The organism is Roseateles sp. FW301-B2, assembly GCF_058788955.1.
Genome location: NZ_JBYTBE010000005.1, coordinates 102,562 through 125,333, shown reverse-complemented (window position 1 = coordinate 125,333; position 22,772 = coordinate 102,562). Strand labels below are relative to the sequence as shown.

Genomic DNA, 22,772 nt, shown 5'->3' with positions numbered 1-22,772 from the left:
TGCTTCAGCCTCATCCAAAGGCACGAAGGCCCTGCTCTGCAGGGCCTTTTTTCTTGCACGCTCGCATCGATAATCCTCGCCATGATTCGACTCTTTGTGGGCCTGGGCAATCCCGGGCCGGAATACGAGGACACGCGCCACAACGCCGGCTTCTGGTGGATAGACGGCCTGGCGCGCGGCCTGGGTGCCCACCTGCAGGTGGAGCGCAGCTATTACGGCCTGGTGGCGCGCGTCAACAACGCGCCCGGTGCACCCGGCCCGATCTGGCTGCTGCAGCCCATGACCTTCATGAACCTCAGCGGCAAATCGGTGGCGGCGCTGGCGCGCTTCTTCAAGATCGCGCCCGAGGAGATCCTCGCCATCCATGACGAACTCGACATCGCGCCCGGCGAGATGAAGATGAAGCTGGGCGGCGGCAATGGCGGCCACAACGGGCTCAAGGACATGCAGGCCCAGCTCGGCTCGGCCAATTTCTGGCGCCTGCGCCTGGGTATCGGCCATCCCGGCATCAAGGCCGAGGTGGCCAACTATGTGCTGCGCAAGCCGCCGCTGGCGGAGCGCCAGGCGGTGGAGGATTGCATTGGCAAGTCCTACCAGGCGGTGGAGCTGATGCTCAAGGGCGAGATGGACAAGGCGCTGGCCAAGATCCACGCCAAGCCGCCAAGGCCCAAGCCACCCAAGCCGCCAGCGCCGGTGGGCACCGAAGTCGCATCATGAGCAAGGCGATCCGCCTGTTTAGCACCGCGCTGCTGCTGGCAGCCTGCGGCAGTGACGGATCGTTGGCGCAGACCCAGCCGCAGAGCACCACGATTTACCGCTGCGGCCCCGATGGACGCGAGCTGCGCGGCAGCCCCTGCCCGCTGGATGCCAAGGCCAGCGCGCAGACCCTGCCCTACGACCAACCCTCCGCCGCACAGACCGCCGAGGCCAGGCAGCGCGCGGCACACGAGGCCAAGCAGGCCAACGCGATGGAGCAGGCCCGCCTCAAGCAGGAGGCCGAACAGCAGCGCCACGCGGCGCCGGCGACGGGCATCCATGGCCATCGCGGCCAAACCAGCGACAAGCCGGCACGCGCCGCCAGCGCCGCCGCAGCGCAGCAGCCGTCCAAGCCCAAGCCGCCCAAGAAACCCAAAGCACCCAAGCTGCCCAAGGCGCCCGAGCCGAGCAACTGAGTTGGCTCAAATGCCGCGCTGCACAAGCCCGGCTAGAATGCCGCTCGTTGGTGCTCGCCCAGCCATTCATGTCTGGGCAGTTAAACGGGAATCAGAAGGGCGCGTCTCGCCGAGGCAAACCCAACCTGAGCTGTCCCCGCAACGGTAAGTGGATGGAGCCCTCAGTGCTCCAAGGCCCGTACAGCAATCCACTGGCGCAATTGCGCTGGGAAGGATGCGGCGCTTGAATCCACCAGCCCGGATACCGGCCAACAGGTGATGCATCGCGACGCGATGCGTCGATTCACAGGGGCCTGCGGGGAAGCTGGCACCTGGCTGTTTGCTGTCTGGATTCCATGAGCTTTTCCCTCGCACACGCGGCTTCCCTGCCTGCGCCTACCCACGCCCGTACCCTGCTGGCCCTGGCCGCTGCCACGCTGGCCATCCTCCCCCACGCCGCGCTCGCCCAAGGCGGCGCCGGCCCCAACAAGCTGGGCACCGTGGTGGTCACCGCCACCCGCTCGCCGATGAAGCTCAGCGAGGTGCTGGCCGATTTCACCGTCATCACGCGTGAAGACATCGAGCGCCAGGCCTTTGGCGGCATCGGCGACCTGCTGCGCAACGCCGGTTGCGTGGAGATGGTGCGCAACGGCGGCCCGGCGCTGAACACCTCGCTGTTCCTGCGCGGCGCCGATACGCGCCACACCGTGGTGCTGATCGACGGCGTGCGCGTCGACTCGCAAGCCAGCAGCGGCACCAGCTGGCTTGCGATCCCGATCTCGCAGGTCGAGCGTGTGGAAGTGCTGAAGGGCCCGGCCAGCGCGATCTACGGCTCCGATGCCGTCGGCGGCGTGGTGCAGATCATCACCCGCAAGGGCGGCAGCAAGACCCAGGCCGATCTGGGTTTGGGCTTCGGCAGCCTCGGCACGCGCAAGGCCGATGCCGGCATCACCGGCACGGCCGGCATCATCGACTACGCGCTCAGCGGTGCCGTCGAGCGCAGCGATGGCTTCAACGCCACCCTGGATCTGCCCGGCAGCTTCAGCTATGTGCCCGACCGCGACGGCTGGCGCAGCCACAACGTGAAGTTCCGCGTCGGCGCGCAGCTGAACGCCGAGCATCGCCTCGAAGCCATCGCCCTGAAGAGTCATGCCGATGCGCAGTACGACAGCTCCAAGTCCAAGCCCCTCAACGACGACCACAGCATCCAGGACACCGAGGCCAAGCAGCTGAGCTGGAGCGCGCAATGGCTGCCGGCCCTGCAGACCCAGACCAGCCTGGGCGAATCGAGCGAGCGCTACGAGACCAAGCCCTCGCCCTACCTGACCAAGACGCGCATCCGCAATCTGGCGCTGAACGGCAGCTACGAGTTCGCCAAGAACCGCCAGCTCAACTTCATCCTCGAGCGTCGCGAAGACCGGCTTGAAAACACCGGCCTGGTGGCCAGCCTGCACGGCGAGGATCAGCGTCATCAGAACGCCGCGGCGCTCGGCTGGCTGATGAGCGAAGGCGCGTTCAGCCTGCAAGCCCATGCCCGCCACGACCAGGACAGCCAGTTCGGCGGCGTCAACACCGGCACGCTGGCGCTGGGCTGGCTGCTCGCGCCCACGCTGCGCGTCGTCGGCTCGGCCGGCACGGCCTTCCGCGCGCCCTCGCTGTACCAGCGCGGCAGCGTCTACGGCCCCGACCTCGGCAAGCCCGGCGTCAAGCCGCTGGAGGCCGAGCATGGCCGCAATATCGAGTTCGGCCTCAAGTACAACGAAGGCCTGAACGAGGCCTCCATCACCGCCTACCGCAACCACGTCAAGGACCTGATCGTGTTCGGCGCCGCCGGCAGCTGCCAGAGCGCCTTCGGCTGCTATGCCAATGTCAGCAAGGCGCGCCTGCAGGGCGTCAGCCTGGCGGCGGGCACGCAGCTCGGCCCAGTGCGCCTCTCCGGCACGCTGGACCTGCAGGCGCCCAAGGACAAGAGCACCGACAAGCTGCTGGCACGCCGGGCCCGCGAGTACGGCACCCTGCGTGCCGATACGACGCTGGGCGCCTGGGCGCTGGGCGCGGCCGTGCAGGCCTCGGGCAAGCGTTACGACGACGCCGCCAACACCAAGCCGCTGGCGGGCTATGGCCTGATCAATCTGGACGCGCAATACAAGCTCAGCAACGAGCTGCGCCTGCAGCTGAATCTGGACAACGCCTTCAACCGCGCCTACCAGACCGCGGGTGGCTTTGCCCAGGCGCCGCGCACCCTGTTCGTGGGCCTGCGCTACAGCCCCACGCTGTAAGCAGCGACGATGGCCGCGCACCAGCTCATCGTCGGCGGCCAGCGCAGTGGCAAATCGCGCCACGCCGAGGCCCTGGCGCTGCGCTGGCTGCGCGCCGCGGCCACGCACCGCGTCAGCGTGCTCGCCACCGCCGCCGCGCATGACGAGGAGATGCGCTCACGCATCGCCCGCCACCGCGCGGATCGGCCGGCCGGCTTCGCCACGCTGGAGGAGCAGCGCCACCTCAGCCGGGCGCTGGCCGTGGCCGACGCGCCCGGCCATCTGGTGGTGGTGGACTGCCTGACGCTGTGGCTCACCAACTGGCTGATGCCCTTCGAGGCCGAGCCCGACCTGCCGGGCTGGCAGCGCGAGCAGGCCGCCCTGCTGGCCCTGCTGCCGCGCCTGCAGGGGCCGGTGCTGTTCGTCTCCAACGAGGTCGGCTGGGGCGTCAGCCCGCTGTCCAGCGCGGTGCGCCACTATGTGGACGAGCTGGGGCGGCTGAACCAGGCCATTGCCGCGCGCTGCGCGGACCTCACCCTGATGGTGGCCGGCCAGGCCTGGAGCCGGCCGGTCGAAGCGGAGTTGCCCTGATGATCAAGAAGATGAAGCCCTGGCTCCATGTCTGGCTGCTCGCGCTGGCCGCCCAGGCCGGCGCCGCGCCGGTGAGCGTGAAGGACGATCGCGGCCTGCTGCAGCAATGGCCCGCGCCGCCGCAGCGCATCGTCAGCCTGCTGCCCTCGCTCACCGAGACCGTCTGCGCGCTGGGTGCCTGCGAGCGCCTGGTAGGCGTGGACCGCTATTCCAACTACCCCGCCGCGGTGGACAAGCTGCCCAAGCTCGGCGGCCTGGATGACACCCAGGTGGAGAGCATCGTGGCGCTGCGGCCCGATGTGGTGCTGGTGGCGCCCAGCTCGCGCGTGCAGGACCGCCTGGCCGCGCTGGGCCTCAAGGTGGTGGTGCTGGAAACGCGCAGCCATGCCGACGTGAAGCGCGTGCTGCAAAGCGTCGGGCAGCTGCTCGCGGTGCCCGAGCCCCTGAAGGTCTGGCAGCAGATCGAGGCCCAGATGGCTGAGGCAGCCGCCAGCGTGCCGGCCAGCGCACGCGGCCTGACGGTTTACTACGAGGTCGACAGCTCGCCCTTTGCCGCCGGCGAGAGCTCCTTCATCGGCGAGACCCTGGCGCGCCTGGGGCCGCGCAACATCGTCGGCAAGGAGCTCGGGCCCTTCCCCAAGCTCAACCCCGAGTTCGTGGTGCGCGCCGATCCGCAGCTCATCATGGTGGCGCAACGCAATGCGGTGAAGCTGGCTGAGCGCCCGGGCTGGAACCAGATCCGCGCACTGAAGGACAAGCGCCTGTGCGTGTTCCCGCCGCAGGAGTCCGAGCTGATGGCAAGACCTGGCCCCCGGATGGGCGAGGCCGCCAAGTTCATGGCGCGCTGCCTGCGCGAGGTCGCCCCCAAATGAACGCCACCAAGCCGCTGCACCTGCTGCTGGGCCTGCTGCTGCTGAGCTGCGCGCTGAGCCTGCTGGGCGTGGCGGTGGGCAGCACGGGTTTCTCGCTGGAGATGCTGCAGCAGGGCGGCGACGCGATGCAGCAGCAGATAAGTCAACAAATCCTGTGGCAGATCCGCTTTCCGCGCTCGGCCGGCGCCTGGGCCGCGGGCGCCCTGCTGGGCCTGGCCGGCGCGGTGGCGCAGGGCCTGTTCCGCAACCCGCTGGCCGACCCCTATCTGCTCGGCGCCTCCGCGGGCGCCGGCCTGGGCGTGGCGGTGCTGCTGGTGCTGCTGGGCCTCTCGCCGGCGACGGCGGCCTGGTCGATGAAGCTGGGCCTCACCGGCGCGGCCTTTCTGGGCGCCGTGGCCGCCGTGCTGCTGACGCTGACGCTGGCGCGCGGTGTGCAGCAGACCATGCGCCTGCTGCTGGCCGGCGTGATCGTCGGCGTGGTGCTGGGCTCGGCCACCGCCCTGCTCACCATCATGACGCCCGACATCATGCGCCCCATGCAGGCCTTCATGCTGGGCACCACCGGCTTCCTCAGCTGGGCCTCGGTGTGGATCCTGCTGCCGGTGCTGCTCGGCTGCCTGCTGGTGGCGCTGGGCGCCAGCCGTGCGCTCGACGCGCTGACCCTGGGCGAGGCCACCGCGCGCTCGCTGGGCGTGCGCCTGCCGCTGGTGCGGCTGAGCCTGATCGCCACCCTGGCGCTGGCCACCGGCGCGGCCGTGGCCCAGGCCGGGCTGATCGCCTTCGTGGGCCTGGTGGCGCCGCACCTGGTGCGCAGCCGCACCCACAGCACGCATGGCTGGCTGCTGCTGCTGTCGGCCCTCACCGGCGGCGCCCTGCTGCTGGCCGCCGACATCGCAGCGCGCTGGCTGATCGCGCCGCAGGAGTTGCCGGTGGGCGTGGTCACCTCCATGCTGGGCGGTGCCTATCTGCTGCTGCTGATGCATCGCGGCAAGGTCGGGGAGCTGAAATGACGACGAATATGGCCCTCAACGCCGCCTTGCAGAGCCTGCGCCTGCAGGACGCCGAGATCCTGCGCGACATCGAGCTGGCCCTGCCCGCGGCCTGCTGGATGGCCGTGGTGGGGCCCAATGGCGCCGGCAAGTCGACCCTGCTGCGCGCGCTGGCCGGCCTGCTGCCGGCGCGGGCCCGCATCGATCTGCTGGGCCGCGAGCTGCAGCGCTGGGAGCCCCGGGCGCGCGCGCGCGCCCTCGCCTGGCTGGGCCAGAACGAGGCCAGCGCCGACGAACTCAGCGCCTACGAGGTGGTGATGCTGGGCCGCCTGCCGCACCAGGCCTGGCTGGCCCCGCCCAGCGCGCAGGATCATGAGGCCGTGGCCCGCGCCATGCACCGCACGCAGTGCTGGGATTGGCGCGAGCGCCCGCTGGCGCGCCTCTCGGGCGGCGAGCGCCAGCGCGTGCTGCTGGCGCGCGCGCTCGCCGTCGAGGCCCAGGTGCTGCTGATGGACGAGCCGCTGGCGCATCTGGACCCGCCGCACCAGGCCGACTGGCTGCAGATCGTGCGCGAGCTGGCGCGCCAGGGCGTGGCGGTGCTGAGCGTGCTGCACGAACTCAATATGGCGCTGCAGGCCGATCAGCTGGCGGTGATGCAGGGCGGGCGCCTGCGCCACCTCGGCCCGCCCGGCACGCCCGCCTGCCACCAGGCCCTGCAGGCCGCCTTTGAACAACGCCTGCACCTGGTGCAACTGGACGGCCATTGGCTGGCCCTGCCCTTCGATCCCGCGCCCAGGCCGCCGGCCGAGGGCGGCGCGCAGATCCTGCCGCTGCGCGGGTCTCAGAGGGCAACGCGATGAGCCGCCCCTGCGCCGCGCTGATGGTCAGCGCCCCGGCCTCGGGATCGGGCAAGACCAGCGTCAGCGCCGCGATCGCGCGCGCCCATGCCCGGCGCGGCCTCAAGGTGCGCGTCTTCAAGACCGGCCCCGACTACCTGGACCCGATGGTGCTGGCGCGCGCCAGCGGCCATGCCGTCTACCAGCTCGATCTCTTCATGGGCGGGCTGGCCCATTGCCAGCAGCTGCTGGCCGAGGCCGCCGAGGAGGCCGACCTGATCCTGGTCGAGGGCGTGATGGGCCTGTTCGACGGCAAGCCCAGCAGCGCCGACCTGGCGGCCGCCTTCGGCCTGCCGGTGCTGGCGGTGCTGGATGCCAGCGCCATGGCCCAGACCTTCGCGGCCCTGGCGCTGGGCCTGCAGGGCTTTCGCAGCGATATCCGGCTCTGCGGCGTGGTGGCCAACCGCGTCGGCAGCGCCGCCCATGGCGCCATGGTGGCCGAGGGCCTGCCGCCCACCCTGCCCCTGGTGGCCGCGATCGCGCGCCAGCAAGACCTGACCCTGCCGGAACGCCATCTGGGCCTGGTGCAGGCGCTGGAGCTGCCCGGGCTGGATGCGCAGCTCGATGCCTGGGCCGACGCCTGGGAGGCCGGCCTGGTGGACGGCTTCGAGTTCCCTCGCGTCGAGTTTGCGGGTCGGTCCGCTGAACCATTACCGCCCCTGCTGGCCGGCCGCCGCATCGCGCTGGCACAGGACGCCTGCTTCTCCTTCATCTACCCGGCCAACCTCGATTGCCTGCGCGCGCTCGGCGCCGAGCTCCGGCCCTTCTCGCCGCTGGCCGGCGAGGCCCTGCCGGACTGCGATGCGCTCTGGCTGCCGGGCGGCTACCCCGAGCTGCACGCCGCCGCGCTGCGCGCCCAACCCGGTTTCTTTGCCAGCCTGGCGCAACACCTGACCCTCGGCAAGCCGCTGCTGGCCGAATGCGGCGGCATGCTGTGCCTGCTGGACGAGCTGTGCGATGCCGAGGGCCGGGCCCAGCCCATGGCCGGCCTGCTGCCGGGCCGGGCGCAGATGCAGACCCGCCTGGCCGCACTGGGCCTGCAGGCGCTGGACTGGCCCGAAGGCACGCTGCGCGGCCACAGCTTCCATTACTCGACGCTGGACACGCCGCTGCTGCCGCTGGCGCGCGCCAGCAATCCCAATGGCGGCCGCACGGCCGAGGCGCTGTATGCCCAAGGCAGCCTGCGCGCCAGCTATGTGCACCATTACTTCCCATCCAACCCGGAGGCGCTCGCGCGCTTCTTTATCTCCGCCGGCCATCATGCAGATTGAAACCCCACCCGTCGATTACCAGCGCGTCCAGCCCAGCGCGGAGCGCCGCGGCCTCGTCATCGTCCACACCGGCGACGGCAAGGGCAAGAGCACGGCCGCCTTCGGCCTGGCGCTGCGCGCCCATGGCCGCGGCAAGGCGGTGAAGATCTACCAGTTCATGAAGGTTCCCAGCGCGCGCTTCGGCGAGCACCGCATGTTCGAGCAGCTGGGCCTGCCCATCGAGGGCCTGGGCGACGGCTTCAGCTGGAAGAGCAAGGACCTCGAGCATTCGGCCCAACTCGCACGCGACGGCTGGGCACGCGCCGAAAGCACGATACGCGCGGGCGAGCATTTCCTCGTCGTGCTGGACGAGATCATGTACCCGCTGCGCTATGGCTGGCTGCCGCTGGAGCCGGTGCTGCAAGCCCTGCGCGAGCGCCCCGCCCATGTGCATGTGCTGCTGACCGGGCGCAACGCGCCCGAGGAGCTGATCGCCCTGGCCGACACCGTCACCGAGATGGCCCTGGTCAAGCATCACTTCAAGGCCGGCGTGCCGGCGCAGCGCGGCATCGAAGACTGATTGTTCGATGCAGATGGCCCTGCTCCTGCCGCTCGCGATGCTGCTCGCCCTGCTGGTCGATCGCCTGTTCGGCGAGCCGCCCGCCTGGGCGCATCCGGTGGTCGGCATGGGCCGTTATCTGGGCCTCTTTTCGCAGCGCCTGCCGGCCCTGCGGCCCGCGCCCGCCTTCATCGGGGGCGCGCTGGCCTGGTGCCTCGGCGCGCTGGTGGTCGGCCTGCTGGCGGCCGCGCTAGAGGGCTGGCTGATCGGCCTGCTGCAGCCCTGGCGCTCGCCGCTGGCCCTGCTGGCCTGCGCCGGCGCGCTGGCGCTGCTGCTCAAGCCCCTGCTGGCCTGGTCCATGCTGAGCCAGGAGGTCGACGCGGTGGAGGCGGCGCTGCAGCGCTCGCTGCCCGAGGGGCGCGCGCGCCTGGCCCGGCTGGTGAGCCGCGACACGCTAGCGCTCAGCGCCGCCGAAGTTCGTGAAGCGGCCCTCGAATCCCTGGCCGAGAACCTCAACGACTCGGTGGTGGCGCCGCTGTTCTGGTTTGCCATCGCCGGCCTGCCGGGCGCCGCGGTCTACCGCTTCGCCAATACCGCCGATGCCATGTGGGGCTATCGCGGCCGCTGGGAATGGGCCGGCAAATGGGCGGCGCGCGCCGACGATGCGCTCTCCTGGCTGCCGGCCCGCCTGAGCGCCCTGGCCATGCTGGCCTGGCACTGGCGCCTGCTGCCCAGGCTGGCGCGCGAGGCCGCGCGCACGCCCTCGCCCAACAGCGGCTGGCCGATGGCGGCGCTGGCGCTGCGATTGAACCTGCGCCTGGCCAAGCCGGGTGTCTATGCCCTGAACGCAGGCGGCGCCACGCCCGTGGCCGCCGACATGGCGCGCGGGCAAGACCTGACCCTGCGCGGCATGCTGCGATCCGCCCTGCTGCTGATGCTGGGCGCCGCCGCCCTGCGCGGAGGTCTTATCCACTGATGCAAGAAAAAACCATGCATGGCGGCAGCGACTCCGGCCCGCCCATCCCGCACGATTTCTCCAGCAATGCCAGCCCGCTGGGCCCGCCGCCGGCCCTGCTGGACGCGCTGCTGGGCGCCGAGCGCGGCCGCTATCCCGACCCGCATTACCTGGCGCTGCGCGAGACCCTGGCGGCCGCCCATGGCCTCGCGCCCGAGCGCGTGCTACCCAGCGCCGGCGGCAGCGAGGCGATACGCCGGCTCAGCCTGGCGGCGCAGCTGGCCGGCCTGCAACAGGTCTGGGTGCCGCAGCCCGGTTATGGCGACTATGCCGCCGCCGCCCTGGCCCTGGGCCTGCAGGTGCGCGGCTATGCCTCGGTGGCCGAGCTGGCGGCGGGCCTGAGCGGGCCGGCGCTGGTCTGGGTCTGCGAGCCCTGCAACCCCACCGGCGCCAGCCTGGACACGCATGACTGGACCCAGCTGGGCGCCGCCCTGCGGGCCTCGGCCGCGCAGCTGGCCATCGACCAGGCCTACGAGCCGCTGCGCCTGGAGGGGCAGACGAGCCTGCCGCCGGCGCTGGCCGAGCAGGCCTGGCGCCTGCAGGGCCCCAACAAGGCCCTGGGCCTGACGGGGGTGCGCGCGGGCTATCTGCTGGCACCGGCCAGCGGCCGCTGGCTGGCCGCAATGCAAGACCTGGCCCCCAGCTGGGTGCTCTCCGGCGAGGGCTGCGCCCTCCTGAGCCATTGGCACAGCCCCGCCGCGCAGGCCTATCTGCGCGACGCCAGGGCGCGCCTGCTGGCATGGCGGGCCGTGCAACGCGAGCTGCTGGCCGAGCTGGGCTGGCGGCAACGCCCCAGCTGCAGCAATTTCTGGCTCACCCTGCCACCCGCCGAGCTGCCCCTGCCAGCGCTGCGCGCGCGCGGCATCAAGCTGCGCGATGCCGGCAGCTTCGGCCTGACCGGCTGGCTGCGCGTCTCCACCCAATCCCCCGCGGCGCAGCAGGCGCTGCGCCTCGCCCTGAAGGAGTTGATGCCATGACCGCCAAGGCCGTGATGGTGCTGGGCACCACCAGCAATGCCGGCAAGAGCTGGCTCGCCACCGCGCTGTGCCGCTGGTATGCGCGCCAGGGGCTCAGAGTCGCGCCCTACAAGGCACAGAACATGAGCAACAACGCCCGCGTCGTGCCCGGCCTGAACGGGGCGATGGGCGAGATCGGCAGCGCCCAGTACTTCCAGGCCCTGGCCGCGCGCTGCCTGCCCGAGGTGCGCATGAACCCGGTGCTGCTGAAGCCCGAGAAGGACACCGCCTCGCAGGTGATCGTGCTGGGCGAGGTGGACCGGCAGCTCACCGACATGCCCTGGCGCGAACGCAGCGAGCAACTCTGGCTGCGCGCGCGCCCGCCCCTGCACGAGCTGATGGCCGAGAACGATGTGGTGGTGATCGAGGGCGCGGGTTCGCCGGCCGAGATCAATCTGCACAGCAGCGATTACGTCAATATGCGCACCGCGCTGGAGGTGAACGCTGCCTGCCTGCTGGTGACCGACATCGACCGCGGCGGCGCCTTTGCCCATCTCTACGGCACGCACCAGCTGCTGCCCGCGCATGAACGCGCGCTGATACGCGGCTTTGTGCTGAACCGCTTCCGCGGCGATGCCCGCCTGCTGGCGCCCGGCCCGGCGCAGCTGCAGGCCCTCACCGGCGTGCCCACGGTGGCGGTGCTGCCGATGTGGCGCGGCCATGGCCTGCCCGAGGAAGACGGCGTGTTCGATGACGTCGCCAGCGGCAGCGGGCTGAAGATCGCCGTGGTGGCCTATCCGCGCCTGTCCAACCTGGACGAGTTCCAGGCCCTGCGCAGCCTGCCCGGCGTGCGCCTGAGCTGGGCGCGCGAGCCGGCGCAGCTGGAGGCGGCGGACTGGATCATCCTGCCCGGCTCCAAGGCGGTGGCGGCCGACCTGGCTTGGTTGCGCGCGCAACAGCTCGACCAGGCGATCGCCCGCCATGCCGCCGCCGGCAAACCCCTGCTGGGCATTTGCGGCGGCCTGCAGATGCTGGGCGAAAGCCTCTTGGACCCCTACCAGATCGACGGCAACGCGCCCGGCCTGGGCCTCTTGCCCCTGGTGACCCAGTTCGAGCGCGAGAAGCTGCTGCGCCCGGCCCAGCTGCAGTTCGCCGCCGATCTGCAGGGCCCCTGGGCGGCGCTGCACGGCGTGGCGGTGCAAGGCTACGAGATCCACCATGGCCGCACCGCGCAGCACCCCAGCATGGCGCCGGCCCAGGTGGCGCTACGCGATGACGCTGGCGCGGCGGTGGGCTGGCAGCAGGGCAGCGTGCTGGGCCTGTACGCCCATGGCCTGTTCGAGCAGCCGGCCCTGCTGCGCGCGCTGTTCGGCACCGAGGTGCAGACGCTGGACGCGGTGTTCGATGGCCTGGCCGATTTCATCGACCGGCATTTCCAGCCCGACTATCTGATGCAGCTGCTGCAGCCCCCACCCGCATGACCATCCCCCAACGCATTGCCTGCCTCTCCACCGAAGCGGTGGACACGTTTTACCGCCTGGGCGCGCAGGACCACATCGCCGGCATCTCGGGCTATACCGTCTACCCGCCCGAGGCGCGCGCGCAAAAGCCCAAGATCAGCGGCTTTTCCAGCATGAAGATCGAGAAGATCCTGGCGGTGCGGCCCGATCTGGTGATCGGCTTCTCGGACCTGCAGAAACCCCTGCTGGACGAATGCGCGGCGGCCGGCCTGGCCACGCTGTGCTTCGACCAGCGCGATCTGGCCGGCATCCACGCCATGGTGCTTAGCCTGGGCGCGCTGGTGCGGCGCGAGGCGCAGGCCGAGCAGCTGGTGGCGGCGCTGCAGCAGGCGCAGGCGCGCATCGCCGCGGCCGCCGCCGCCCTGCCCTGGCGGCCACGCGTGTTCTTCGAAGAGTGGGACGAGCCGCTCATCTGCGGCATTGGCTGGGTGAGCGAGATCATCCAGCTGGCCGGCGGCGTCGATGTGTTTGCCGAGCGCGCCAAGGCCGGTTTCGCCCGGCAGCGCATCGTCACGCACGCGGAGGTGCTGGCGCAAGCGCCTCAGCTCATCCTCGGTTCCTGGTGCGGCAAGCGCTTCGCGCCCGACCGCGTGCTGGCCCGCCCCGGCTTTGCCGCGCTCAACGCGCGGCTCATCGAAATCAAATCGGCCGACATCCTCAGCCCCGGGCCCACCGCCATCGAGCGCGGCGCGGCCCAGGTGCTGGCGGCCATTCAAACCACTGTTGGAGTCCCATCCGCATGAGCGACCTGATCCCGCAACTTCCCAGCCTCGCCGACGCCGCGCTGGCCCTGCGCCTGCAGACCCGCATCGATCAAAAGACCAAGCCGCTGGGCGCTCTGGGCCGGCTGGAAGCGCTGATGCTGCGGCTGGGCCTGATCCTGGGCAGCGAGACGCCCGCGCTGCTGGAGCCGCAGCTGATGGTGTTCGCCGCCGACCATGGCCTGGCGGCGCGCGGGGTCTCGGCCTACCCCTCCGACGTGACCTGGCAGATGGTGGAGAACTTCCTCGCCGGCGGCGCGGCGGTGAGCGTGCTGGCGCGCCAGCATGGGCTGGCGCTGACGGTGGTGGACGCCGGCGTGCGCCATGAGTTCGCGCCCCGCCCGGGCCTGGTGGTCGCCAAGATCGCTGCCGGCACGGCCGATGCGCTGATGGGGCCGGCGATGAGCGCGGACCAATGCGCCACCGCCATCGCCGCCGGCAAGAACCTCCTGCGCCAGCGCCCCGGCAATGCGCTGCTGCTGGGCGAGATGGGCATCGGCAACACCTCGGCCGCGGCCCTGCTGCTGGCGCGCCTGGCCGGCCAGCCGATCGGCGCCTGCGTGGGCCGGGGGACAGGTCTTGACGATGGCCAGCTGGCGCACAAGACCGCCCTGCTGGGCCAGGTGCTGGAGCGCCACGCGCAGGCCAGCGAGCCACTCGCCGCCCTCGCCGCCTTCGGCGGCTTCGAGATCGCCATGATGGTGGGCGCGGTGCTGCAGGCGGCACTGGAGCGCCGCGTCATCGTCGTGGATGGCTTCATCGCCAGCGCCGCGGTGCTGGTGGCGGCGCGCCTGGCGCCCGCCGTGCTGGAGCGCTGCGTGTTCTCGCACTGCTCCAACGAGAGCGGCCATCGGCTGATGCTGCAGGCCCTGCAGGCCGAACCGCTGCTGGACCTGGGCCTGCGCCTGGGCGAGGGCTCCGGCGCCGCGCTGGCCTGGCCCCTGCTGGTGTCGGCCTGCCAACTGCTGGCCGAGATGGCCAGCTTTGCCTCGGCCGGGGTCAGCCAGGCCTGAAAACCGGGCCGGCGCGAGCGCCAAACTGGGCCGCGCCTACCTGTCAGTTCTTGCTGTTTACTTCGGCCGGTCCCTGGCCATAATCGGGCCTGGCTCTGCAAAGTGAGGCACGTAATGACCGACTTGGTGTTTGCCGATGAACTGCCCGAAGAGGCGACCACCGGCAGAGTCAAGCCCATCGATCCCTGGGTGGTGATGATCGTCGACGACGATCCCGCCGTGCACCAGGTCACGCAGCTGGTGATGGCGGATTTCGAGTTCTCGGGCCGCCGCCTGCAGTTCCTCGATGCCTACAGCGCCGCCGAGGGCCGCGAGATCCTGCAGTCGCGCGGCGACATCGCGCTGATCCTGCTGGATGTGGTGATGGAGTCCGAGCATGCCGGCCTGGACCTGGCGCGCTATATCCGCGAAGAGCTGGGCAACAGCTTTGTGCGCATCGTCCTGCGCACCGGCCAGCCCGGCCAGGCGCCGGAAGAGCATGTCATCAAGACCTATGACATCAACGACTACAAGGAAAAGACCGAGCTCACCAAGCGCAAGCTGATCACGGTGTTCTATTCCGCGCTGCGCTCCTACCGCGACATCATGATCATCGAGCAGTCGCGCCAGTCGCTGCGCCGCTCCATCGATGCAATCACGCGCGTCTACGATTCGCACAATCTACGCCGCTTCGCCTCGGCCGTGCTGGAGCAGGTGGCGCATCTGCTGGGCTACGAAGCCCAGGGCCTGTGCGCCAGCCGCATCTCGGCCTATGCGGCCTCGCACATGGACGGCCGCCTCAAGGTGCTGGCCGCCACCTCCGAGTATTCGCGCCTGCTGGTGGACCAGGAGGTCGAGAGCCTGCCGGCCCAGGTGCGCGAGGCGCTCGACAAGGCCCTGATCGAGCAGCAGAGCTACTTCGAGGAGCTTTGCTACGTCGGCTACTACCGCACCAGCTCGGGCAACGAGAGCCTGCTCTATATGGTGTTCTCCGAGCCGGTGGACGAGCAGGCGCGCGAGCTGCTGGAGATCTTCTGCGCCAATGTGGCGATCACCTACGAAAGCCTGCTGCTGCGCGAGGAGATCCAGGACACCCAGCGCTCCACCGTCTACATCATCGGCGAGGCGGTGGAAAAGCGCTCCAAGGAAACCGGCGCCCATGTGCGGCGCGTCGGCGAGCTCTCGGCCCTGCTGGCCGAGGCGGTCGGCATGACGGTGGGCGATGTCGAATTCATGCGCCAGGCCTCGCCGCTGCACGACGTGGGCAAGATCGGCATCCCTGACCGCGTGCTCAACAAGCCCGGCAAGCTCGACGCCGAGGAATGGGAGGTCATGCAGACCCATGCCCGCATCGGCTTCGAGCTGCTCAGCAAGTCCGACAAGCGCATCCTGCAGCTGGGCGCCACCATCGCCTACGAGCACCACGAGCGCTGGGACGGCCTGGGCTATCCGCGCGGCCTGGCGGGCGAACAGATCAATGTGGCGGGCCGCATCGTCGCGCTGGCGGATGTGCTGGACGCGCTGGTCAGCAAGCGCTGCTACAAGGAGGCCTGGAATTTCGACGAGGCCCTGGCCTATGTGCGCGAGCAGGCCGGCAAGCAGTTCGATCCCAAGCTGGTGCAGATGCTGCTGGACCGTCTGGATCAGGTGCGCAGCATCTACGAGCGCTACCCCGACAACTGAGTGGCCCATGAGCGCAGCGCAAGCCGACCGCCCCGAACTTGCACGCATGCTGCAGGAGCGCGGCGAGGAGGTATTGCTGCTGCAGGCGCGCTTGATCGAGCAGGAGCGCCTGGCCCGCCTGGGCGGCCTGGTGGCGGGCTTTGCCCATGAAGTCAGCACGCCGGTGGGCGTGGCGGTGACGGCGGCCTCCGGCCTGGAGGAATTCGCGCGGGAATTGCAGGGCAAGCTGAACAGCGAGCGGCCGACGCGCCAGGAACTGCAGGCCCTGGCCGGCAAGCTGCTGCAGGCGGCGCAGTTCACCAACACCCATCTGCAGCGCGCCTCGGATCTGCTTTGCAACTTCCGCACCCTGGCCGAAGACTGCAGCCATCTGCAGGTGCAGGCGGTGGACCTGCCGGACTACCTGCGCAGGCTGGTGCGCGCCCATGCGCCCGCGCTCAAGAACGCGCAGGTGCAGGTCGACATCAGCGGCCCGGAGCATGTGCCGGCGGTGATGGCGGTGGGCCTGCTGGCGCAGCTGGTCTCGATCCTGCTGCTGAATGCGGTCAGCCATGCCTTCGAGGGTCGGCGCGAGCGCCGCATCGCGATCCATCTGCAGGCCGAGGGCGAGCGCCTGTGCCTGCAACTGCGCGACAACGGGCGCGGCCTCGCACCGGCGCAGCGCGCGCATGTGTTCGAGCCCTTCTACACCGGCCAGCGCGGCTCGGGCGGGCGCGGCCTGGGCCTCAACATCGTGATGAATCTGTGCCAGCGCCTGGGCGGTTCGGTGCGGCTGGACGAGGCGCCCGGGCCCGGCCTGGGCTTTATCATCGACCTCCCTCTGAACTCCCCCGCGCTGAGCTGAACAAGGCCTTTGCAGCGCCCGACGATGCTGCATCAATTGCGCCTGTTCCTGATCGCCCTGCAGTTCTTCACGCGCGTGCCGATCCCGCGCTGGGTGGGCTTCGAGCCCCAGTGGCTGCAGCAATGCGCGCGCTACTTCCCCCTCGTCGGCCTGGTGGTGGGCGGCTTTGCCGCGCTGGTGCTCTACGCCGCGCAATGGATCTGGCCCAGCAGCGTGGCCGTCGGCCTGAGCATGGCCGCGAGCGTCTGGCTGACCGGCGGTTTCCACGAGGACGGCTGGGCCGACAGCTGCGACGGCCTGGGCGGTGCGGTGAGCCGCGAGCGCGCGCTGCAGATCATGAAGGACTCGCGCATCGGCAGCTATGGCGCGCTCGGGCTGATCCTGATGCTGGGCCTGAAGGCGGCCTGCCTGATCGCGCTGGCCGATGCCTCGCCCGACGGCGTGCTGATCGTGCTGGTGTGGGCGCATATCGCCTCACGCGCCGCGCCGGTATGGCTGATGCATGCCCTGCCCTATGCCGGCGACGCCGAGCATGCCAAGGCCAAGCCCCTGGCCACCCAGATCACGGGGCCGGGTCTTGCCACCTGCCTGGCCTGGGTGCTGCTGGCCAGCCTGGGCGCGGCCTGGCTCAGCCCCGAGCTGGTGCCGGTGCTGGCCGGGGTCTGCCTGGCCGCCGTGGCCGCCTGCCTGTGGATGCAGAGCTGGCTGGAGCGGCGCCTGGGCGGCTACACCGGCGACAACCTCGGCGCCACTCAGCAGCTGGTGGAACTGGTGAGCCTGCTGGCCTTCCTGGCGCTCTGGAATGTCTTCTAAGCGCCCCCAGGCCGACGACGTACGTCGTCCGCCCCCCGAGGGGGTCAAGGAAGCTTGGGGCGGCCCGGCGCTTCCTTGTGACATGCACGTCTGGCGCCACCCCAGGCCGGAGGGCGCAGCCGGCCTGTGCGTGGGCGCGGGCAGCGATCTGCCGGTGCATTGGCGCCGCAGCAAACGCCTGGCGCGCCGCATCCAGGCGCTCGCCAGGCGCAAGCGCCTGCCGCATCGGGTCTGGACCTCGCCGCTGCGGCGCTGCGCCGACGTGGGGCGCTGGTTGCGCCGCTGGGGCTGGCAGCACCGGCTCGACACCGCCCTGCTGGAGCTGGACTTCGGCAGCTGGGAGGGGCAGCGCTGGGACGAGATCGGCGCCGCGGCGCTGGATGCCTGGATCGCCGACTTCGCCGCGCACGCGCCGGGCGGCGGCGAAGCGCTGCAGGCGCTGCTGACGCGCGCCGCCGGCTGGCAGCCCGCCGAGGCCCGCCTGGTGGTGAGCCATGGCGGCTGGATGCTGGCGCGGCGCTGGCGGCAGCAACAGGGCCAGGTCTTGCCCGAGGCCGCCACATGGCCGGCGGCGCCCGGCTATGGCCGCTGCTGGCGGCTCTAGCCAGCGGCCGGCAAGGGCTTGGCGCCCAGGCTCAGCAAGAGCTCGAACGCCGCCTTCTGGTCGGCGCCGCGGCACCAGGCCAGCGGCGTGGCGCCCTCGCTGTCCTTGGCCTCCAGCGGCGCGCCCTGCGCGGCCAGCCAACGGATCAGCTCCAGGTGGCCGCCCGCGGCCGCCAGGTGCAGGGCGCTCATCGCCAGGCCGCGCGGCCTGGCCTGGTGGTCGAGCCTGGCACCGCGCGCATGCAGGGCCTGGACGATCGCGAGATGGCCCTCGCGCGTGGCTTCCATCAGCGCCGAGAAGCCGATGCCGTCCAGCGCCTCCACCGCGGCGCCGGCATCCAGCAGGGCCGCCAGCGCCCGCGCGCGCCCTTCGCGCGCGGCGCGCGCCAGCACGGGCCGGCGGGTCTCGTCCAGGCCGTTCGCGTCCGCCCCCGCGGCCAGCGCCTTGCGCACCGCCGCGGCATCGTCGTCCTGCAGCGCGCGCAGCAGGGCCTGCATGGCCGGGCTCGGGGTCAGGCGCTCACCGCGGTGCTCCAGCAGGCGCAGCAGCACGGCCTGGTGGCCGCGCCGCATCGCCACCTCGACGGCATTGCCATGCCCCACCAGATCGGTGCGCGCGCCATGCGCCAGCAGCAGGTTCACCAGCGGCAGATCGCCGTAGAAGATCGCCCAGTTGAGCGCCGGGTCGCCAAAGCTGTCGAGCAGATTGACCTCGGCACCGCCCTTGAGCAGCAGCTCGGCCATGCGCAGGTCGCGGTTGTTGACGGCCAGCATCAGCGCGCTGGCGTTGTAGTAAGCCGCATAACGCGGATCGGGCGCGGCACCATGCGCGAGCAGCTGCGCGGCAATCTCGTGCTTGCCGCGCGAGGCCGCGATCAGCAGCGGCGCCGACTGGGCCGGCTGGTCGGTGGCCTGGGCCGAGACCCCGCCGGCCAGCAGCTCGGCCACGCGGCCCGCTTCGCCGGCGCGGATCGCGGCCGTGAGTTCCTCGTAGGGGCTGGCATGGCTGGCCGCGGCGGCGGTCAGGGCAAGGGCAAGCAGCAGGGCACGCATCGGGGCACTCCAGGAAGCCGGCCAGGGCGGCCGGCCTGCCATCATGCCGAGGCGCCCGCGGCGCGCGCAGTGCCGGAAGTTCAGTCGAGCTCGACGAGGGGCGTCGGCACGCGCTTGCTGCCGGCCTGCTCGGCCAGCGCGTCGCGCACATTGGCCGCCGCCAGGCCCTTGAAATAGGCCCAGTCGCCAAAGCGCTCGGCCAGGGCCTTGAGCACCTGGGCCTGGGCCTCCTCGCCGCGCAGGCCCTGGGCCCAGGCCTGCCCGGCCAGTTCGCGCAGGGTCGTCAGATAGGCGCGGAAGGCCTGCACATCGGCACTGTCGCCCACCTCGCCATGGCCGGGCACGAAGCGCGCCTGGGCGCGGCCGCGCGTGAGGCGCTCGAGGGTGGCGATCCAGTCGCCGCTGCGCGCGTCGATCAGATTGGGGATCGAGCGCCGCCAGAACAGGTCGCCAGTGAACAGCAGCTGTGCATCCGGCACGGCCACCACGGTATCGCCACCGGTGTGGCCCGGGTAATGGCGCAGCAGCAGCTTGCGGCCGCCCAGTTCCAGCTCCAGGGCCTGCTGGTAGCTCAGCTGCGGCTGGGGCAGCGTGGCGAGCAGCTCACGTGCCGCGGCGCTGGCCTTTTCCTCACCGCCCAGCAGGCGCAGGTTCTCGCCGTGCTGCCAGGCCTGCACATTGCGATGCGCGATGACGAGGGCACCGGCGGCCACCAGCTGGGCATTGCCGGCCACATGGTCGATATGGTGATGGGTGTTGATCAGGTAGCGCAGCGGCAAGGGGCTGAGCTTGCGCACCTCGGCTAGCAGCGCCCGCGTGGCCTCGGGGCGGTAGAAGCTGTCGACGATGGCGATCGCCTCGCTGCCGATGATGACGCCGGCATTCGCGCCCGCGCGCCCACCCTGGTCGATGGCGGCATAGACGCCCGGAGCGAGTGGCTCCAGCTTGAAAGGAAGGGCCGCCGGCGGCTCCTGCGCGTGAGCCAGCATGCCCACCCACGCCAGGCCCAGCAGCCAGCCTGCCTTCATGCGCTGACGGCCGTCAGCCGCAGGTACTTCTGCATCAGGGTCTCGCGGCTCTCCACATGGGCCGGGTTCACCGGGATGCAGGCCACCGGGCAGAGCTGCACGCATTGCGGCTCATCGAAATGGCCCACGCATTCGGTGCACTTGTCGGGGTCGATCTGGTAGAACTCCTCGCCCATCGAGATCGCATGGTTGGGGCATTCCGGCTCGCAGACATCGCAGTTGATGCACTCGTCGGTAATCATCAAAGCCATGGTGCTACTCCGGTCGGCCCTTGCTGATGCGCTCCTGCAGGCGCTCGCGCACCGAGGGTGACACGAACTGGGAGACATCACCGCCCAAGGTGGCAATCTCGCGCACAAAAGTACCGGAGATGAACTGGTACTGGTCGCTGGGCGTGAGGAAGACGGTCTCGACCTCGGGCATGAGCTTGCGGTTCATGCCGGCCATCTGGAATTCGTATTCGAAGTCGCTCACGGCGCGCAGGCCGCGCACCACCACCTTGCCGCCATGCTGGACCACGAAGTCGCGCAGCAGGCCGCGGAAGGGGATCACCTCCACGTTCGGGTACTTGGCCGCCAGCTCCTTGGCGATCTCCAGGCGCTCCTCGATGGTGAACATGGTGCGCTTGTGATGGCCGGCCGCCACCGCAATGATGAGCCGCTCGAACAGCCGGCTGGCGCGGCGCATCAAGTCCTCATGGCCCAGGGTCATGGGATCGAAGGTGCCGGGATAGACGGCGGTGAGGACGGTCACGGAGGTCATGGCGCGGATTATCCCTTGCGACGCCAGAGCGCGTAGTGCACCGCGCCGGCACGCCCCTCGCGCCAGGGCTCTAGTTCCAGCTCGGGCGGCGCGACGACGGCCTCGGCCGACTCGACATAGACAAAACCGCCTGCCACCAGCAGCGGCGCGGCAGCGCGCAGCGCCGGCTCGCCAAGGCCCTGCTGGAAGGGCGGGTCCAGCAGCACCAGCTCGAAGCGGCCGGGGGCCGAGCGCCCCATCCAGCTCAGCGCATCGCTGCATTCCACGCGCAGGCGCGCCTCGGCCTTGAGGCGGGCGCGGCTCGCGTTGAGGCTCTTGGCCAGCTCGGCATCGCGCTCCAGCAGCAGCACATCGGCGGCGCCGCGCGAGGCCGCCTCGAAGCCCAAGGCGCCGCTGCCGGCAAAGGCATCCAGCACGCGCCAGCCACTCATGTCCTGGCCCAGCCAGTTGAACAGGGTCTCGCGCACGCGGTCGGGCGTGGGGCGCAGGCCGGGCTTGTCGGCCACCGGCAGCTTGGAGCGCTTCCAGTCGCCGCCGATGATGCGCACCTCGCGTGGGGCATTGCGCGGCGCGCCGGGTGTGACGGGCTTGGCCGGCTTGCGGCGGGGCTCTTCGGCGTGGGGGGAATCAAAAATGCGTTGGTGCTTGGCTCTCACAGCCGGACCTCGATGCCGCGTGACGCCATCAAGGCCTTGGCCTCGCCGACGGTGTGCTGGCCGTAATGAAAAATGCTGGCCGCCAGCACCGCATCGGCACCGCCGATCTTGATGCCGTCCACCAGATGCTCCAGCGTGCCCACGCCGCCCGAGGCGATCACCGGCACGCTCACCGCATCGCTGACGGCGCGGGTGAGTTCGAGGTCGAAGCCGATCTTGGTGCCGTCGCGGTCCATGCTGGTGAGCAGGATCTCGCCGGCGCCGTACTCGGCCATCTGGCGCGCCCAGGACACCGCGTCCAGGCCCATGTTCTTGCGCCCGCCATGGGTGTAGACATCCCAGCCCTCACCGCGCGCGGCGATCTCGTCGCCCTGGCGGCGCTTGGCGTCGATGGCCACGACGATGCACTGCGCGCCGTATTTCTCGCTCGCCTCGCGTATCACCGCCGGCCGCGCCACCGCCGCCGAGTTGAAGCTGACCTTGTCGGCGCCGGCATTCAGCAGGCGCCGCACATCGGCCACCTCGCGCACGCCACCGCCCACCGTCAGCGGGATGAAGACCTGGGAAGCCACCGCCTCGATGATGTGCAGGATCAGGTCGCGCCCGTCGCTGGTGGCGGTGATGTCGAGAAAGGTGAGCTCGTCGGCGCCCTGCTCGTTGTAGCGCGCGGCGATTTCCACCGGATCGCCCGCGTCACGCAGTTCCAGGAAGTTGACGCCCTTGACGACGCGGCCGCCGGTGACGTCCAGGCAGGGAATGATGCGTTTGGCCAGCATCACTGTGCGGCCAGCGCGTCGGCACGAGCCTGGGCGGCAGCAAGGTCCAGATCGCCGGTGTAGATGGCGCGCCCGCAGATCACGCCCTCGACGCCGAAGCTCTCCACCGCGCAGAGCGCCTCGATGTCCTGCATATTGGAGAGCCCGCCCGAGGCGATCACCGGGATGCTGAGCGCCTGCGCGAGCTTCACGGTGGCGTCGATATTGATGCCGCTGAGCATGCCGTCGCGGCCGATGTCGGTATAGATCACGCCCTCGACGCCGTAGTCCTCGAACTTCTTGGCCAGGTCCACCACCTCGTGGCCGGTCAGCTTGCTCCAGCCATCGGTGGCCACCTTGCCGTCCTTGGCGTCCAGGCCCACGATGATGTGGCCGCCGAAGGCCGAGCAGGCGTCCTTCAGAAAGCCCGGGCTCTTCACCGCGGCGGTGCCGATGATGATGTAGGAGATGCCCGCGTCCAGGTAGCGCTCGATGGTGTCGAGGTCGCGGATGCCGCCACCCAGCTGCACCGGGATCTCGTCGCCCACTTCGCGCAGGATGGACTTGATGGCCGCTTCATTGACCGGTTTGCCCGCGAAGGCCCCGTTCAGGTCCACCAGATGCAGGCGGCGGGCGCCGGCATCCAGCCAGCGGCGCGCCATCGCGGCGGGGTCTTCACCAAAGGTGGTGGAGGCATTCATGTCGCCCTGTTGGAGGCGGACACAGCGACCGTCTTTCAGGTCAATCGCAGGAATCAGCAGCATG

25 protein-coding genes and 1 riboswitch are annotated in these 22,772 nt (G+C 70.6%); of the genes, 18 read left to right on the top strand and 7 right to left on the bottom strand.

What is annotated here, in order from left to right; genetic code table 11:
* The first annotated feature begins 81 nt into the window (after positions 1-81).
* The 18 genes from pth (at position 82) to AC3WQY_RS05615 (ending at position 17,754) form a co-directional block, all read left to right on the top strand.
* Positions 82-717, top strand: a complete 636-nt coding sequence (pth, locus tag AC3WQY_RS05700) for an aminoacyl-tRNA hydrolase (RefSeq protein ID WP_285233535.1) — start codon at positions 82-84, stop codon at positions 715-717.
* Entirely contained in the window at positions 714-1,172 is a 459-nt protein-coding gene (locus AC3WQY_RS05695) for a hypothetical protein (protein ID WP_492706538.1), read from the top strand. Before pth ends, AC3WQY_RS05695 begins: the two co-directional genes overlap by 4 nt.
* Positions 1,173-1,203: 31 nt before the next feature.
* Positions 1,204-1,439, top strand: a riboswitch (cobalamin riboswitch).
* A gap of 68 nt (positions 1,440-1,507) precedes the next feature.
* Complete coding sequence (locus AC3WQY_RS05690; RefSeq protein ID WP_492706536.1) at positions 1,508-3,430, top strand: TonB-dependent receptor plug domain-containing protein; 1,923 nt, start codon at positions 1,508-1,510, stop codon at positions 3,428-3,430.
* A 9-nt stretch (positions 3,431-3,439) separates the two neighbouring features.
* Entirely contained in the window at positions 3,440-4,000 is a 561-nt protein-coding gene (gene cobU, locus AC3WQY_RS05685; protein ID WP_492706534.1) for a bifunctional adenosylcobinamide kinase/adenosylcobinamide-phosphate guanylyltransferase, read from the top strand.
* Positions 4,000-4,872, top strand: coding sequence for an ABC transporter substrate-binding protein (locus AC3WQY_RS05680; protein WP_492706532.1), 873 nt, complete (start codon positions 4,000-4,002; stop codon positions 4,870-4,872). The genes cobU and AC3WQY_RS05680 overlap by 1 nt, the downstream gene beginning before the upstream one ends.
* On the top strand, positions 4,869-5,882 hold the full coding sequence (locus AC3WQY_RS05675; protein ID WP_492706530.1) for a FecCD family ABC transporter permease: 1,014 nt from the start codon (positions 4,869-4,871) through the stop codon (positions 5,880-5,882). The genes AC3WQY_RS05680 and AC3WQY_RS05675 overlap by 4 nt, the downstream gene beginning before the upstream one ends.
* Complete coding sequence (locus AC3WQY_RS05670) at positions 5,879-6,721, top strand: ABC transporter ATP-binding protein (protein ID WP_492706528.1); 843 nt, start codon at positions 5,879-5,881, stop codon at positions 6,719-6,721. The genes AC3WQY_RS05675 and AC3WQY_RS05670 overlap by 4 nt, the downstream gene beginning before the upstream one ends.
* Positions 6,718-8,028: a cobyrinic acid a,c-diamide synthase CobB gene (locus tag AC3WQY_RS05665; RefSeq protein ID WP_492706526.1), complete on the top strand. Its 1,311-nt coding sequence runs from the start codon at positions 6,718-6,720 to the stop codon at positions 8,026-8,028. The genes AC3WQY_RS05670 and AC3WQY_RS05665 overlap by 4 nt, the downstream gene beginning before the upstream one ends.
* A complete protein-coding gene (gene cobO / locus AC3WQY_RS05660; protein WP_492706524.1) occupies positions 8,018-8,587 on the top strand; it encodes a cob(I)yrinic acid a,c-diamide adenosyltransferase in 570 nt (189 codons plus the stop codon). The genes AC3WQY_RS05665 and cobO overlap by 11 nt, the downstream gene beginning before the upstream one ends.
* A gap of 7 nt (positions 8,588-8,594) precedes the next feature.
* Positions 8,595-9,542 carry an adenosylcobinamide-phosphate synthase CbiB gene (gene cbiB / locus AC3WQY_RS05655; protein ID WP_492706522.1) on the top strand — a complete coding sequence of 316 codons (948 nt, stop codon included), beginning with the start codon at positions 8,595-8,597 and terminating at the stop codon, positions 9,540-9,542.
* Positions 9,542-10,558, top strand: a complete 1,017-nt coding sequence (locus AC3WQY_RS05650) for a pyridoxal phosphate-dependent aminotransferase (RefSeq protein WP_492706520.1) — start codon at positions 9,542-9,544, stop codon at positions 10,556-10,558. Before cbiB ends, AC3WQY_RS05650 begins: the two co-directional genes overlap by 1 nt.
* Entirely contained in the window at positions 10,555-12,018 is a 1,464-nt protein-coding gene (locus AC3WQY_RS05645) for a cobyric acid synthase (protein ID WP_492706518.1), read from the top strand. Before AC3WQY_RS05650 ends, AC3WQY_RS05645 begins: the two co-directional genes overlap by 4 nt.
* The gene (locus AC3WQY_RS05640) at positions 12,015-12,800 is read left to right on the top strand and encodes an ABC transporter substrate-binding protein (protein WP_492706516.1); all 786 of its coding nucleotides are present in this window, start codon (positions 12,015-12,017) and stop codon (positions 12,798-12,800) included. Before AC3WQY_RS05645 ends, AC3WQY_RS05640 begins: the two co-directional genes overlap by 4 nt.
* Positions 12,797-13,831, top strand: coding sequence for a nicotinate-nucleotide--dimethylbenzimidazole phosphoribosyltransferase (cobT, locus tag AC3WQY_RS05635; RefSeq protein ID WP_492706514.1), 1,035 nt, complete (start codon positions 12,797-12,799; stop codon positions 13,829-13,831). The genes AC3WQY_RS05640 and cobT overlap by 4 nt, the downstream gene beginning before the upstream one ends.
* Before the next feature lie 114 nt (positions 13,832-13,945).
* Positions 13,946-15,493 carry a DUF3369 domain-containing protein gene (locus tag AC3WQY_RS05630; RefSeq protein ID WP_492706512.1) on the top strand — a complete coding sequence of 516 codons (1,548 nt, stop codon included), beginning with the start codon at positions 13,946-13,948 and terminating at the stop codon, positions 15,491-15,493.
* Between the two features lie 7 nt (positions 15,494-15,500).
* Entirely contained in the window at positions 15,501-16,337 is an 837-nt protein-coding gene (locus AC3WQY_RS05625) for a sensor histidine kinase (RefSeq protein ID WP_492706510.1), read from the top strand.
* Between the two features lie 24 nt (positions 16,338-16,361).
* Positions 16,362-17,150, top strand: a complete 789-nt coding sequence (locus AC3WQY_RS05620; RefSeq protein WP_492706508.1) for an adenosylcobinamide-GDP ribazoletransferase — start codon at positions 16,362-16,364, stop codon at positions 17,148-17,150.
* An 82-nt stretch (positions 17,151-17,232) separates the two neighbouring features.
* The gene (locus tag AC3WQY_RS05615) at positions 17,233-17,754 is read left to right on the top strand and encodes a histidine phosphatase family protein (protein ID WP_492706506.1); all 522 of its coding nucleotides are present in this window, start codon (positions 17,233-17,235) and stop codon (positions 17,752-17,754) included.
* Here the strand turns inward: AC3WQY_RS05615 and AC3WQY_RS05610 are convergent.
* The 7 genes from AC3WQY_RS05610 to hisA form a co-directional block, all read right to left on the bottom strand.
* The gene (locus AC3WQY_RS05610) at positions 17,751-18,806 is read right to left on the bottom strand and encodes an ankyrin repeat domain-containing protein (protein ID WP_492706504.1); all 1,056 of its coding nucleotides are present in this window, start codon (positions 18,804-18,806) and stop codon (positions 17,751-17,753) included. The genes AC3WQY_RS05615 and AC3WQY_RS05610 overlap by 4 nt on opposite strands.
* A gap of 80 nt (positions 18,807-18,886) precedes the next feature.
* The gene (locus AC3WQY_RS05605; RefSeq protein WP_492706502.1) at positions 18,887-19,834 is read right to left on the bottom strand and encodes an MBL fold metallo-hydrolase; all 948 of its coding nucleotides are present in this window, start codon (positions 19,832-19,834) and stop codon (positions 18,887-18,889) included.
* A complete protein-coding gene (locus AC3WQY_RS05600; RefSeq protein ID WP_492706500.1) occupies positions 19,831-20,085 on the bottom strand; it encodes a YfhL family 4Fe-4S dicluster ferredoxin in 255 nt (84 codons plus the stop codon). The genes AC3WQY_RS05605 and AC3WQY_RS05600 overlap by 4 nt, the downstream gene beginning before the upstream one ends.
* 4 nt (positions 20,086-20,089) lie before the next feature.
* Positions 20,090-20,596: a pantetheine-phosphate adenylyltransferase gene (gene coaD, locus AC3WQY_RS05595; RefSeq protein ID WP_285233556.1), complete on the bottom strand. Its 507-nt coding sequence runs from the start codon at positions 20,594-20,596 to the stop codon at positions 20,090-20,092.
* 8 nt (positions 20,597-20,604) lie between these two features.
* A complete protein-coding gene (gene rsmD / locus AC3WQY_RS05590; RefSeq protein WP_492706498.1) occupies positions 20,605-21,252 on the bottom strand; it encodes a 16S rRNA (guanine(966)-N(2))-methyltransferase RsmD in 648 nt (215 codons plus the stop codon).
* Positions 21,249-22,028, bottom strand: coding sequence for an imidazole glycerol phosphate synthase subunit HisF (gene hisF / locus AC3WQY_RS05585; protein ID WP_492706496.1), 780 nt, complete (start codon positions 22,026-22,028; stop codon positions 21,249-21,251). The genes rsmD and hisF overlap by 4 nt, the downstream gene beginning before the upstream one ends.
* Complete coding sequence (hisA, locus tag AC3WQY_RS05580; RefSeq protein WP_285233558.1) at positions 22,028-22,771, bottom strand: 1-(5-phosphoribosyl)-5-[(5-phosphoribosylamino)methylideneamino]imidazole-4-carboxamide isomerase; 744 nt, start codon at positions 22,769-22,771, stop codon at positions 22,028-22,030. Before hisA ends, hisF begins: the two co-directional genes overlap by 1 nt.
* Between the last annotated feature and the right edge of the window lies 1 nt (position 22,772).

What these genes read in the sequence shown, in the direction of transcription:
- pth (WP_285233535.1), top strand. Translation starts at nt 82, where the DNA reads ATGATTCGACTCTTTGTGGGCCTGGGCAATCCCGGGCCGGAATACGAG.
- AC3WQY_RS05695 (WP_492706538.1), top strand. Translation starts at nt 714, where the DNA reads ATGAGCAAGGCGATCCGCCTGTTTAGCACCGCGCTGCTGCTGGCAGCC.
- AC3WQY_RS05690 (WP_492706536.1), top strand. Translation starts at nt 1,508, where the DNA reads ATGAGCTTTTCCCTCGCACACGCGGCTTCCCTGCCTGCGCCTACCCAC.
- cobU (WP_492706534.1), top strand. Translation starts at nt 3,440, where the DNA reads ATGGCCGCGCACCAGCTCATCGTCGGCGGCCAGCGCAGTGGCAAATCG.
- AC3WQY_RS05680 (WP_492706532.1), top strand. Translation starts at nt 4,000, where the DNA reads ATGATCAAGAAGATGAAGCCCTGGCTCCATGTCTGGCTGCTCGCGCTG.
- AC3WQY_RS05675 (WP_492706530.1), top strand. Translation starts at nt 4,869, where the DNA reads ATGAACGCCACCAAGCCGCTGCACCTGCTGCTGGGCCTGCTGCTGCTG.
- AC3WQY_RS05670 (WP_492706528.1), top strand. Translation starts at nt 5,879, where the DNA reads ATGACGACGAATATGGCCCTCAACGCCGCCTTGCAGAGCCTGCGCCTG.
- AC3WQY_RS05665 (WP_492706526.1), top strand. Translation starts at nt 6,718, where the DNA reads ATGAGCCGCCCCTGCGCCGCGCTGATGGTCAGCGCCCCGGCCTCGGGA.
- cobO (WP_492706524.1), top strand. Translation starts at nt 8,018, where the DNA reads ATGCAGATTGAAACCCCACCCGTCGATTACCAGCGCGTCCAGCCCAGC.
- cbiB (WP_492706522.1), top strand. Translation starts at nt 8,595, where the DNA reads ATGCAGATGGCCCTGCTCCTGCCGCTCGCGATGCTGCTCGCCCTGCTG.
- AC3WQY_RS05650 (WP_492706520.1), top strand. Translation starts at nt 9,542, where the DNA reads ATGCAAGAAAAAACCATGCATGGCGGCAGCGACTCCGGCCCGCCCATC.
- AC3WQY_RS05645 (WP_492706518.1), top strand. Translation starts at nt 10,555, where the DNA reads ATGACCGCCAAGGCCGTGATGGTGCTGGGCACCACCAGCAATGCCGGC.
- AC3WQY_RS05640 (WP_492706516.1), top strand. Translation starts at nt 12,015, where the DNA reads ATGACCATCCCCCAACGCATTGCCTGCCTCTCCACCGAAGCGGTGGAC.
- cobT (WP_492706514.1), top strand. Translation starts at nt 12,797, where the DNA reads ATGAGCGACCTGATCCCGCAACTTCCCAGCCTCGCCGACGCCGCGCTG.
- AC3WQY_RS05630 (WP_492706512.1), top strand. Translation starts at nt 13,946, where the DNA reads ATGACCGACTTGGTGTTTGCCGATGAACTGCCCGAAGAGGCGACCACC.
- AC3WQY_RS05625 (WP_492706510.1), top strand. Translation starts at nt 15,501, where the DNA reads ATGAGCGCAGCGCAAGCCGACCGCCCCGAACTTGCACGCATGCTGCAG.
- AC3WQY_RS05620 (WP_492706508.1), top strand. Translation starts at nt 16,362, where the DNA reads ATGCTGCATCAATTGCGCCTGTTCCTGATCGCCCTGCAGTTCTTCACG.
- AC3WQY_RS05615 (WP_492706506.1), top strand. Translation starts at nt 17,233, where the DNA reads ATGCACGTCTGGCGCCACCCCAGGCCGGAGGGCGCAGCCGGCCTGTGC.
- AC3WQY_RS05610 (WP_492706504.1), bottom strand. Translation starts at nt 18,806, where the DNA reads ATGCGTGCCCTGCTGCTTGCCCTTGCCCTGACCGCCGCCGCGGCCAGC.
- AC3WQY_RS05605 (WP_492706502.1), bottom strand. Translation starts at nt 19,834, where the DNA reads ATGAAGGCAGGCTGGCTGCTGGGCCTGGCGTGGGTGGGCATGCTGGCT.
- AC3WQY_RS05600 (WP_492706500.1), bottom strand. Translation starts at nt 20,085, where the DNA reads ATGGCTTTGATGATTACCGACGAGTGCATCAACTGCGATGTCTGCGAG.
- coaD (WP_285233556.1), bottom strand. Translation starts at nt 20,596, where the DNA reads ATGACCTCCGTGACCGTCCTCACCGCCGTCTATCCCGGCACCTTCGAT.
- hisF (WP_492706496.1), bottom strand. Translation starts at nt 22,028, where the DNA reads ATGCTGGCCAAACGCATCATTCCCTGCCTGGACGTCACCGGCGGCCGC.
- hisA (WP_285233558.1), bottom strand. Translation starts at nt 22,771, where the DNA reads ATGCTGCTGATTCCTGCGATTGACCTGAAAGACGGTCGCTGTGTCCGC.